The 11,831-nt window shown below is 52.2% G+C and carries 12 protein-coding genes; all 12 read right to left on the minus strand.

The window, feature by feature from the left end:
• Positions 1 to 52: 52 nt before the first annotated feature.
• The 12 genes from IPH59_15315 to folE all read right to left on the minus strand — a co-directional run bounded on the left by IPH59_15315 (position 53) and on the right by folE (position 11,548).
• Positions 53 to 358, minus strand: coding sequence for a hypothetical protein (locus IPH59_15315; GenBank protein ID MBK7093060.1), 306 nt, complete (start codon positions 356 to 358; stop codon positions 53 to 55).
• On the minus strand, positions 327 to 839 hold the full coding sequence (locus IPH59_15320) for a hydrogenase maturation protease (protein ID MBK7093061.1): 513 nt from the start codon (positions 837 to 839) through the stop codon (positions 327 to 329). The genes IPH59_15315 and IPH59_15320 overlap by 32 nt, the downstream gene beginning before the upstream one ends.
• Positions 833 to 2,317, minus strand: a complete 1,485-nt coding sequence (locus IPH59_15325) for a Ni/Fe hydrogenase subunit alpha (protein MBK7093062.1) — start codon at positions 2,315 to 2,317, stop codon at positions 833 to 835. Before IPH59_15325 ends, IPH59_15320 begins: the two co-directional genes overlap by 7 nt.
• Positions 2,314 to 3,285 carry an oxidoreductase gene (locus tag IPH59_15330; GenBank protein MBK7093063.1) on the minus strand — a complete coding sequence of 324 codons (972 nt, stop codon included), beginning with the start codon at positions 3,283 to 3,285 and terminating at the stop codon, positions 2,314 to 2,316. Before IPH59_15330 ends, IPH59_15325 begins: the two co-directional genes overlap by 4 nt.
• On the minus strand, positions 3,278 to 3,727 hold the full coding sequence (locus tag IPH59_15335; GenBank protein MBK7093064.1) for a hydrogenase iron-sulfur subunit: 450 nt from the start codon (positions 3,725 to 3,727) through the stop codon (positions 3,278 to 3,280). The genes IPH59_15330 and IPH59_15335 overlap by 8 nt, the downstream gene beginning before the upstream one ends.
• Complete coding sequence (locus tag IPH59_15340; protein ID MBK7093065.1) at positions 3,724 to 5,484, minus strand: 4Fe-4S dicluster domain-containing protein; 1,761 nt, start codon at positions 5,482 to 5,484, stop codon at positions 3,724 to 3,726. The genes IPH59_15335 and IPH59_15340 overlap by 4 nt, the downstream gene beginning before the upstream one ends.
• Before the next feature lie 6 nt (positions 5,485 to 5,490).
• Positions 5,491 to 7,506, minus strand: a complete 2,016-nt coding sequence (locus tag IPH59_15345) for an SLBB domain-containing protein (GenBank protein MBK7093066.1) — start codon at positions 7,504 to 7,506, stop codon at positions 5,491 to 5,493.
• Positions 7,506 to 8,027, minus strand: a complete 522-nt coding sequence (locus tag IPH59_15350; protein ID MBK7093067.1) for an NAD(P)H-dependent oxidoreductase subunit E — start codon at positions 8,025 to 8,027, stop codon at positions 7,506 to 7,508. Before IPH59_15350 ends, IPH59_15345 begins: the two co-directional genes overlap by 1 nt.
• Positions 8,024 to 8,989, minus strand: coding sequence for a CoB--CoM heterodisulfide reductase iron-sulfur subunit A family protein (locus tag IPH59_15355; GenBank protein ID MBK7093068.1), 966 nt, complete (start codon positions 8,987 to 8,989; stop codon positions 8,024 to 8,026). The genes IPH59_15350 and IPH59_15355 overlap by 4 nt, the downstream gene beginning before the upstream one ends.
• Positions 8,986 to 9,867, minus strand: a complete 882-nt coding sequence (locus IPH59_15360; protein ID MBK7093069.1) for a CoB--CoM heterodisulfide reductase iron-sulfur subunit B family protein — start codon at positions 9,865 to 9,867, stop codon at positions 8,986 to 8,988. Before IPH59_15360 ends, IPH59_15355 begins: the two co-directional genes overlap by 4 nt.
• Entirely contained in the window at positions 9,867 to 10,454 is a 588-nt protein-coding gene (locus IPH59_15365; protein MBK7093070.1) for a 4Fe-4S dicluster domain-containing protein, read from the minus strand. The genes IPH59_15360 and IPH59_15365 overlap by 1 nt, the downstream gene beginning before the upstream one ends.
• Before the next feature lie 260 nt (positions 10,455 to 10,714).
• Positions 10,715 to 11,548 (minus strand): GTP cyclohydrolase I FolE, encoded by an 834-nt coding sequence (gene folE / locus IPH59_15370; GenBank protein ID MBK7093071.1) that lies wholly within the window; start codon positions 11,546 to 11,548, stop codon positions 10,715 to 10,717.
• Positions 11,549 to 11,831: the final 283 nt, after the last annotated feature.

An 11,831-nucleotide genomic window follows, 5' to 3' on the forward strand; every position in this document is an offset into this window, starting at 1 on the left:
TTAGTCAGAATAAAGTCTAAAGTCAGGAAAGTCAATAGGAGTCAGATAGGATTCACGTGCGGTGCGGCCTGAATGCAAACTCCCTCATGCTCATCGACTCCGGTACCGGATACACGCCGGCACCGGCACATAACGGGCATGGGTTCTTGTCGGACTGCCGGACTTCAATTAATCCGGTGCCGCCACACGCGTAACAATTTTTGCCGGAAGCATCCTGCCCCTTACCGAAGCAGTACAGACAGACGTGGGCGTGATTCGGCGTGAGACATCTGTTATCGACCCAGCCGCGACCAAGGCATTCAGGGCAGGTTTTCGGAGGGCCCTCGTTAGAGGGCGACTTGCGTTCTTCGGTTGACATTGGTTTCCCTGATTCTGTTGTTGAACAACCATTTATCGATCCTAACAATCGCCGGTGCGACGGCGGCTTTGATAGGTTCTGTCATCTCTTCGTTCAACGTCGTTACATCAGCGACCTCGACAGCGAGAACGTCTATCTGTTCCGGCATCTGGTATCCCATCTGCCTCCCTAACTCCATCGCTGTCGGCAGGCTCATTTGGTGGCTGGTGGTGAGATTGCGAGAAGGTGTCAAGTCACCCAACGGGAAATAGTGCAGTGTTCCTGCTGGCTCTTTCCCAGTCACAATGCTGTCGATGATGAGCGCCTTATCCCTGCCGCTTAGCAGATCCAAGAGGCTGAATCCTGCGACCGGCGCGAAGATTACTTCGACATGATCATCTTCGCGCTGCCGCTGAATCAACGTCTTGGCAATCGTCGGGCCAAAAGCGTCATCCGACAACACTTCGTTGCCGAGACAGAGGATGAGAATTGGTTTCAGCATTGTCTCCTGACGACATTGATAATTTCGCCGCTTTCGGCTGAGTGAACCACGACTTCCAGCGGCATCTCGCCCGGCAGTGAATGAGTGGCGCAACCGAAGCAAGGATCATAAGCACGAAACGCCATTTCGATCCGATTGAGAACGCCGTCAGTGATAGTAGTTCCCTTCTTGATGAGTCCTTCTGCGGCGCGTTTAATCGACATCGTAATCGGCGCATTATTGTTGGTGGTGCCGACGATGAGATTCGCCTCGGTGACGATACCATTCTGATCAGTCTTGTAGTGATGCGTCAATGTGCCGCGCGGCGCTTCGACGATACCGACACCCTCTCCGACGATACTTGTCGGGGGATCAAGAACATGATCCGAAGTGATCTCTTCATCTTTCGCCTGTTCGAGTGTCGCCTCACAGGCAAACATCAACTCGACCACACGCGCCCAGTGTGTTGCCAGAGTGGAATTGACCGGTGTCTTGCCAGTTCGATCTCCGGTGAGCGTTTCGAAATAACGTTCGTATTCAGCGTGCGCGAGCGGCGTCGCCATGCCTTCGGCGACATTAAGCCGTGCAAGAGGCGTCGCCTTGTAAACGCCGGAGTCCATGCCGTCGACGAATCCCTTCCAGCCTATCTTCTTCAAATAAGGATACTTGAGATAGGAATATGGTTCGACACGCTCTTCAACATATTGCAAATAGTCCTTCGGTTCGTACTTGGCGTGTTCGGTGCCGTCGGGAGCAGTTACGCGGACCTTGCCGTCGTAGAAGGTGACGTGATTGTTGGCATCAACCAATCCCATGTTGTAAGTCTGATGTGCGTACGAATCTGATAGGATCATTTCCAGGTAGGCTTTGTTCGCGAGTACGACATCATTCAGCACTTGAATTGTGAACTTAGCAAACTCAACCATCTCTTCGCCGATCTTAATGATCTCCTGCTGTTCTTCTTTGCTGATTCGCTTGCTCATCCCGCCCGGGATTGCCGTTACGGGATGGACCTTCTTCCCGCCGATAATCTCGATGACGCGCTGACCGCGGGCGCGTTGGGCGATCACTTTCTTGCCGGCATCAAGTCCGACCTTGGCAATCACACCGAGAATGTTCCGCTCTGCCTTAGGGGCATCAGGACCGCAGACAAAGTCCGGTCCTCCCAACGCATAGAAGTGCGTCGTGTGGTCGCCGGCATAAAATGCATTGTACACCAACTCGCGTAGTTTGCGCGCAGCTGAAGGTATCGTGACGCCGTATACTGCGTCTGCGGCTTTGGCAGAAGCCATATGATGCGCATCTGGACAGACACCACAAATGCGCGTCGTGATGCGCGCCAGCTCTTCTACCGGACGACCTTGGCAGAATTTCTCGAATCCGCGAAGTTCCGGAACTTGAAAGTAACAATTGGCGAGTTCGCCATCGTCATTGACGAACAAGTGAATCTTGCCGTGACCTTCAAGGCGCGTGATCGGATCTATGACAATGCTCTTCATACTTGCACCCTCCGCAGAAGTGATCCGGCCATACTGAAGCGATAGAATGTACCAAGCGGATCGGGAATGGTGTTGATGATCTGCTCGATCTCTTCCGGATCAGTCGAATCAATTACGCTCGCCAACGCGGTGACCATTTTTGCACCTTGGTCGTTGATATTTGCCGGTAGACCGTAACACCCTCGACACGGCATCCCGGCCTTAACGCACTTTGCCCCGCAGCCGGAACGCGTCGCCGGTCCGAGACAGACGATGCCCTGTTCCATCAGGCACAAGTTCGGGTCAGTGACCTTCATGAATGGGCGAGTGAAGGATTTGATTTTCTTGATATTGCGTTCGCGTGGACATTCGTCGCAACAGCTTTTGTCAGTTGCGCCGAGCACCGTTCCCTTGGGGGGAAGCGGCTTGTTGTTCTGGAGAATATCTATCACCGCCAATACGGCATTCACAATTTGATCTGATTGCGGCGGACAGCCGGGAATATAATAATCGACTTCCACTACTTGATCAAGTGACCGCACGGTATTCCAGAATTTCGGGATGGTGATTGTACCTTCCGGAACCTGCACTTCGGGCTGTGGCTCAACGTTGCCGCCATTGGCGAGGGATGGTGATTTGTGATAGACGTAATCGAGAATCGATTCCTTATTAAAGAAATTTGCCAGCGCTGGGATGCACCCCTCACCGGCGCAACTTCCGAAAGCCACCAATACGACAGATTTCTGCCGCAGCAGTTCCGCAAGTTCATAGTTCTCGCTCGTACGAATGGCGCCGTTAAACAAAGTCAGCGTTATCGACTTGTCTTCCATAGCACGGACGTCGTCGTATTTGATATCCATCGCACAGGGCCAGAAAACGACGTCGAAGAAATCTGCGACAGCGAGGATCTTCTCCTCGATATCAAGAATCGCGATATCGCAGCCGCCGCAGGAGGAAGCCCAATATATTGCCAGTTTAGGTTTAGACATGTTGATGCACCTCCTCGGCATTGGGATCGAAATGGTAGTCGTGCAGTTCCAATGGTCCCAAGGCACGAATCTGTTCGGTGAATTCCGTAATCACTTCCTGGAATCGACCGCCTTCAGAGGCCGAAACCCACTCAAGGCGCATGCGATTGCGATCGATACCCAATTGCTGAAGCAACAACTGCGTAAGCGGCATCCGACGCATGCACTTGTAGTTGCCTTCGATATAGTGGCAATCGCCGGGATGACAACCGCAAATCAACACCCCATCGGCTCCGCGGCGGAAAGCGTCCAGAATGAACGCTGGATCGACTCGACCTGAGCACATGACACGGATGCTGGTCACGTTGGGCGGATAGTGCATTCGCGCAGTGCCGGCTAAGTCAGCGCCGGTATAACTGCACCAATTGCAGAGAAAGCCGACTATTCTTGGTTCAAAGCTCATGACAATATCCCCTCGATCTGCGCATAGATTTGTTCATCGGTGAAGTGACGTCCCTTGATTGCACCTGAAGGACAGGCGGCGACGCAGGTGCCGCAAGCCTTGCATAGTGCGGAATTGACATGGCTGATCTTCTTTTCGGGATCGAAGTCGATGGCGTGATACGGACACATGTCGTTACAGATCTTACAGCCGGAACATAACTCGTCCTGCACTTCCGCATAGGTAGCATCCATTAAAACTTCGCCTTGGCACAGAAGCTTCATCACTTGTGCAGCAGCAGCCGAGCCTTGCGCAACCGAATCTGGAATATCCTTGGCGCCCTGACACACACCTGCAAGGAAAATGCCCTCTGTCGAAGTTGACACCGGAGCCAGTTTTGGATGCGATTCGATAAACCAGCCGTCAGCGCCGGTGGAGATATTGAACCGACGTGCCATCTCCTTTGCATCGGCGCGTGCCTCCAGCGCGGTACACAGCACAATCATGTCGACCGGTACTTCGCGATACTTGCCGATCATTGTGTCTTCGCAACGAACAATCAATGCACCGTCGGCTTTCTGTGCTTGACTCGCCGGTGCAACCTCCGCGCCCTTTCCGCGAATGACATTGCCGCCCTCGTCGAGAATGCGCTGATAGAATTCCTCGTAGCCCTTGCCGAAGGCGCGCATATCAATGTAGAATTGATAGACGTCAGCTTTGGTCTTCTCCATGATCAAATGCGAGAATTTGAGCGCGTACATACAGCACACGCGGCTGCAGTACTTGTGGTGATTTTCGTCGCGACTCCCAATGCAGTGAATGATCGCAATTCGGCGCGGCTCTTCCCCATTCTCCAGATAGATCTTTCCGCCGGTTGGACCGGCAGCATTGTTCATTCGTTCAAATTCAATTGAAGAAACGACATTCGGGTATTTTCCATAACCGTACTGTTTCATTGGCGTTGGATCGAAATCATCGAAGCCGGTTGCCAGCACGACGGCGCCAACTTCGATTTCCTCAATCTCGGCCCGGTCGCCGTAGTCGATGCAGTCCTTTGGGCAGACTTTGGCGCAAATCATACAGCCGCCGGTCTTGTAGTGGATGCAGTTCTCGCGAACGATGTATGGCACGTTCGGGACTGCTTGACGGAACGGCAGAGTGATTGCCGCGTTCGGGCCAAGTCCCAACTCGCGGTGATTGATTGCTCTTTCTTCGATATCCTGCATTTTGATATGTCCGGTCGGACAGTGCTTGGCGCATGCGCCGCAAAGAATGCAGGCCTCGGAGTTGAGATGAAACGGCGTTGATACATCCCGGTCGCGGCCGCGATTGACAAATGTCAATGCATGAGCACCGACTACTTCGTCGCAAATGCGAACACACAAGCCGCAAAGAATGCAGGTATAGGTCCCGTGTCCCCAGCGCGGTACCTTGACACCGAACTTCGTCGCCATACGTTCGAGTAGCGGCACCGGGGCGCAATTTGCCATCAGCATTTCCAGATTCGTGCGTCGTGCATTGATCACGCGCGGAGTATCGGTGTAGATTTCGAGACCTTCCCATGCCGGATAATTGCAGGCGGTTACAATCTTGCTCCAGCCCTTTCCGTTTCGTGCCTCGACCACGCAGATTCGGCAAGCCGCGTAAGGACTCATGTGCGGATAGTAGCACAGGGTTGGAATTTCGATTCCGAGCGACTGTGCAGCGCCAAGCACATAGGAGCCTTCTTCGACTTCGATCACCTGGCTATCTATTTTGATCTTAACTGTTGTCATCATCTTCTCCTATGCCACGCCCGAAGGTTGTTTCGCGGTTTCCTTGGGCTGCCAAATCTCCCGTGCGCGCTGCTGAATCTTGTCGCCCTCTCCGCGCTTGACGCGTTTGATCGAGTTGTAGCGACAAATCTGATAGCACGCGCCGCACTGTATGCACTTGTCCTGAATGATCATGTGCAGACGTTTGGGCTCGCCGACAATCGCATTGGTCGGACACGGCTTGACACAAGCATGACAGCCAGTGCAAGTGTTATCGATGGCGTGAGCCACCAGTTCCTTGCAGACACCCGCCGGACACCGCTTATCGCGAACGTGCGCGATGTACTCCTGGCGGAAATAACGGATTGTCGAAAGCACCGGATTTGGCGCCGAACCTCCGAGCTGGCACAAGCTGGTATCGATGATTACCTGCGAGAGTTCTTCGAGATATTCGATATCTTCCATCGTACCGTTGCCTTCGCAGATTTTATTGAGGATGTTGAGCATAACGACAATGCCTTCGCGGCACGGGACGCACTTACCGCAAGATTCTTCCTGCAGGAATTTCAGGAAGTAACGCGCGACATCGACCATACAGGAATCTTCATCCATCACGATCATGCCGCCGGATCCCATCATCGAACCGGCTTTGGTGAGTTCATCAAAGTCCACAGGCAAATCGAGAAGGCTCACTGGTTCATCCTCTTCCCGAATATCGCCGTGGGCAACCATGCTGGCGTGAACAGAGGATTCCGATGTTTCCACAATCAGAGTGCCGCCGGACGGCCCGCCGGTTTGAACAGCTTTGAATCGTTTCTTGTTCGGGACACCGCCGCCGATGTCGTAGAGAATTTCGCGCAGCGTGATTCCCATCGGTACTTCGACAAGACCGGTGTTGTTGATCTTGCCGGTCAGTGCAAAGACCTTTGTACCTTTCGAATTGGCTGTGCCAATGGCAGCAAACTTCTCTGCACCTTTTTCAATGATGACTGGGATATTCGCCCACGTCTCGACATTGTTCAAATTGGACGGTTTCTCCCAGAGCCCGGCCTCGACGGTGTGGATGTACTTCGCGCGCGGTTCTCCGACCTTTCCTTCCAGCGATGCCATCAGCGCAGTTGACTCGCCGCAGACAAACGCTCCACCGCCGCGGGAGATTTCGATCTCGAAATTGAACCCGGTCCCGAGGATGTTCTGCCCTACCAGTCCATACTCGCGTGCTTGGTGCATGGCAATGGTCAGATTCTTTACGGCAAGCGGATACTCGTTGCGGACATAGACGAATCCATCGCTGCTACCGATTGCGAACGCGCCAATGACCATCCCTTCGATGACCATATGCGGATTGCCCTCGAGTAGCGAGCGATCCATAAACGCGCCCGGATCGCCTTCGTCAGCGTTGCAGATGATATACTTCGGCTCGCCTTTGGCCTGCCGACACGACTCCCATTTTCTGCCCGTGGGATAGCCACCGCCTCCGCGACCACGCAATCCGGATTTCTTGACTTCATCAATTACCTGCTCCGGGCTCATTTGCGTCAGCGCCTGAACCATTGCTTGATAGCCGCCAAGCAGGATGTAGTCATTGATTGACGTCGGATCCATAAATCCGTTCCGCCCGAAAATCAGGCGCATCTGCTTTTTGTAGAATGGAATATCCTTCTCAAGCTTTATGACCTGTTGCGACTGCGGATCGCGATAGAGAAGTTTGTTAACCAGATGCCCGCCCTTGACTGTCTGATCCCAGATCAGTTTCGCATCAGCCGGACGTACTTTCTGATAAAAGATGCCCTGGGGTTGAACGACAACCAATGGGCCGCGCTCGCAGAAACCATGGCAACCGGTGGTCTTGATCTCGACCTCGTTTTCCATGTGGTCCTTGGCAATCTCTTCACGAAACACCTTTGTTACTGCCGCACAGCCGCATGCCAGACAGCCGGTCCCGGCGCAGACTGTTAGTACCGTCTTGTTCGCATTTCGATCACTGCGAATCTTCTCGCGCAGTTTTGCCAAGTCCTTAGGAGATTGAAGCTTAATTTCCAACATCACTTCGCCTCCTCTGGTTTACGAACCCGCCCGGCGCGAACATCGTTGAGCATTGTCTCGGTTTTCGATACGGTCATGTTGCCGTAGTAGACTTCATTCGCAGTCACCAGTGGCCCAAGTGCGCATGCGCCGAGGCAATTGACGGTTTCAAGGCTGATTTCGCCGTCTGGTGTGGTCTCACCGGGCATGATCTTCAAGTCGCGCTCGAGTTTATCAACTATGACGGTCGCTTGACGAACGTGGCACGCGGTACCGGTGCATACACAAATGTGATTCTTGCCTTTGGGTTTGAGACTGAATGTTCGATAAAACGTCGCCACACCATAAATCTGAGCCAGCGGTAGTTTCATCGTTTTTGAAACAGCCCGAAGAGCGGACTCCGGCAAGTATCGGTAATGCTTCTGAATGTCCTGCAATATCATTATGAGCGCCGAAGGCTTGGCGCCGTACTCTGCGACAATCTGATCAATCGCTTCTTGAACATCGTAGCCTTCCTGCTCGGTATTAATCATAGTCGTCATGACTGTTTCACCTCCGCCGGCAGTAGATCGATTTCTGGCATCGGTTGAGCCGAGGTCAGAATTGAAAGATCATGTTTCGGTCCCATCCGCCACTTGTCCTGAACATCAAGCAAACGTCCTTCTCGGTAAACTCGATCGCCCAGCATCATGCGACGGCGCGTCGGCGTCGGAACGCTTGGACAAGCCTCGAAGCATGCGCCGCAACTATTGCATTTCGTGGCGTCAACGTATCGCGGTTTCTTCTTGAGTTTGATTGTGAAATTGCCCAGATATCCAGAGACTTCCTGAACTTCAGTCCAGGTGAGAAGTCGGATATTGGGATGCTTGCCAACAGCGACCATCTTCGGAGTCAGAATACAAGCCGCACAATCGAGTGTCGGGAATGTCTTGTCGAATTGCGCCATGTGTCCGCCGATCGTCGGTTCTTTCTCGACAAGGATCACTTTGAATCCGGCGTCGGCAATCTGAAGAGCGGCTTCAATCCCGGCGATACCACCGCCGACAATCAGTACTTGCTTCTTGATCGGAACGCGGCGCATTTCGAGCGGCTCATGAAGTCGGACTCGCGCAACTGCCGCCCTGACGAGTGCAATCGCTTTGGTGGTTGCGGCTTTGGGATCAAGCGTCACCCAACTGACTTGTTCGCGAATATTCGCCATTTCGAAAAGGTAGCGGTTGAGTTCTGCGCCTTCGCACGCCTTGCGAAAAGTCGGTTCATGCATAAGCGGACTGCAGGCTGCGACGACAATGCGATTCAGCTTGAGTTCTCTGATGTCCTTCTGAATCAACTCTTGGCCAGGCTCCGAGCACATGAATTTGTATTGGCGGGAGACTACCACACCGGGCAGCGTTGAAGCCATATCAACGACTTTGCCGACATCAACCATCTTGGCAATGTTGTTTCCGCAGTGGCAGACATAGACGCCAACACGGATTTCTGATCCATTTTGCGATTGGTTCATACGGTCACCACATCTTTCATTGCCATCAACTTGGTGGGCTCAATTAGCAATTTGTCGAGTCCCAATTCCTCAGGTGACAAACCCAAAGCAATTCCGACCAAGTGAGTGAAGTAGATCACCGGGATATTGAAGCTGGTTGAATAACGCGTATTGATCTTGCCTTGGAACCCTTCGAGGTTGACGTGGCAAAGCGGACAGGCAGTTGCTATGATCTCGCCGCCGTTCTCTGCCGCTGCTAACAGCAATTCGTGGCAAAGCTTCTCGGCAATCTGCTCGTTAGTTGTCATCAACATTCCGCCGCAGCATCGCACCTTTGGAGGGTAGTTCACTGCTTCCGCACCGAGGGCGCGGATTAGTATGTCCATCGTCTGGGGATCGTCTTTGTCGTCGAAATAACCGTCAGGTCGGACAATCTGACAGCCGTAGTAAGGAGCAACCTTGAGTCCCCTTAGCGGACGTTTAACCGATTTCTTGATTGTCTCGATTCCAATGTCATTGATTAGAATATCGAGAGGATGCCGCACCTTGACCGGCTTGGTGTATGAGAGTCCAGCGGCAGCAAGTGCCTCGTTGATTTTCTTGCCTTCTTTGGGATTCCAGGCAATTTGCTTGTTGGTCTTTCTTAGAATCGTGTAGCAACTGCTGCACGGGGCACAAATCTCAAGGCCCATTTCTTGAGCCAAGGCGAGATTGCGAGCGCTGATCGAGTAACCAACGATTTTCTTTGCCGACATGTACATCGTTGCACCGCAACAATTCCAGTCCTCGATTTCCTTCAGACCGATTCCCAGTGCCTTGAACACGGCGCGAGTTGACTTGTCGTACGGACTTGCAGTGTGTTCGAGACTACACCCGGGATAGTAGGCATATTCTGGCATCACATATCTCCAAATTCGTTAGCTTTTTTGATGATGGCTTGAATTTGATTCACGCGCTTGATTCGCTTGGGAAGTAACCCCATTCTCCCGCGCTTGATCATTGCCAGCCCGTAGCCGGCCGTCGTGAATAATTTCACAATCTGTGACCGCATAAAGTACTTCACGCCGAGACCGAGCTCATAATTGCGCCCATACTTGTAGACATTGTTCATGAATGTCGATGACAAGCTATGGACGGGAAAGTTTTCCGGATAAATGTTTCGCTGCATGGCGATTCGTTTCAGAGCATACATTGTGTCAGTGACTTTGATGCCGGCTGGGCATCTGACAGTACATGAATAGCAGGAAGCGCAAATCCAGATCGTCTTGCTCCGAAGGATGTCCTCTAACCTCCCAGCCCTGAACATCGCCACGGTCTGTCTAGGCGTGATATCCATGAATTCAGACACTGGGCAGGCACCGGTACAGGTTCCGCATTGGAGGCATTTCTTGATCTTGTGCCCATCTGGAAAGGTGTCTACCTGTCCCCAGAATGCTGCACGCAACTCGGACTCAGACGGCGAGAAGGCCTTGATTGCTTCAGTCATACGACCTCAAAAAATATAAGTACTCAAAATCGGAGGGTAGCATCGACGAGGATTGCCGTGGAGTCAACTGGATGGCATTGCAACTCGGGCTCATCGTCGATGTTTTTATCGACGATGAAAATAATCGACTTTGCCGGTGACTGTCAAGAGAAATATTTCACAAAGTCACGGTATAATGTGAGACAAATAATGGCGAAGTTGTTTGGGATTCAACAAGAAGGACTGAACCGTTGGAGGGACTTTGAGTCCTATTTTAGAGTCTAACGACCGATTAAGTGTAGAAACTCGGCTCTTGTAGCTGGATCTTCATGAAGTTCCCCGAGCATTGACGATGTGACCATTACCGAATTTTGCTTCTCGACACCACGCATCATCATACAAAGGTGTTGCGCTTCGATGACCACGCCTACGCCAATTGCGCCTGTGTATCTTTGGATCGTGTTTGCAATCTGGCGGGTGAGATTCTCTTGAATCTGCAACCTTCTGCCGAAGACGTCAACTACGCGGGCAACCTTTGATAGCCCGAGCACCTTTCCGTCAGGGATATATCCGACATGGCATTTTCCGAAGAACGGCAACAAGTGATGTTCGCACATTGAATAGAGCTCGATGTTTTTGACAACGACGAGTTCGCGCGTATCCGACTCGAACAATGCATCATTGATAATGGCGCCGATATCTTCGCCATAGCCCTTCATAATGAATTCAAAGGCGCGAGCAGCGCGAGCAGGAGTCTTTTTCAGGCCCTCACGATTGGGATCTTCTCCGATGTGAGTGATCAGATTTGCGTATAGTTCTTCTAATTTCGATGTCATTTCTCGTCTCTCCTGATTGTCGTACGCCGAAGCTGGTGCCCTATCGCGTCTGCGAACAGATTCGCCTGACGGGAATATACATCTATACGAAATGAAGTGTTGGAAATATCTGGTTTTTCCAAGGGATTGAAGAGACGATGTGGTCGATTTTATCAGCTTGCCGGTGGCACTATCGGCAAAGCCGGATTGGCTTCGGCGGCAATGACCATACGCAACGGCGTACCTACAACCTCGCTGGGGCTTACCATAATCGAAGTGGAACGACGAACTCGCATCCATTGCGATTGCGGTATGGTCGGGGCTAATGTCGCCTCGAATTGGTATAGCGAGAAGTTGATGTCGAAGAGCGTCTTGACATTGTAAATGAACAGTACGTTGGGCTGCTTATTGATGATCTGCGGCAAGTGCCCTTTGTTGGCATACTCGGAATAGTCGAGTTGAACAGCTTTCCGCGAGCTGTTGTGTCCGAGGAGATCACTGGGAATCTCGAAACATGCAATGAACTTAGACTGTGAATGCGGTAACGGAATGACAGAAAAAACGGCAAGCTGCTGAATCAGTT

Source organism: bacterium (genome assembly GCA_016708315.1).
Taxonomy (GTDB): domain Bacteria; phylum Zixibacteria; class MSB-5A5; order CAIYYT01; family CAIYYT01; genus JADJGC01.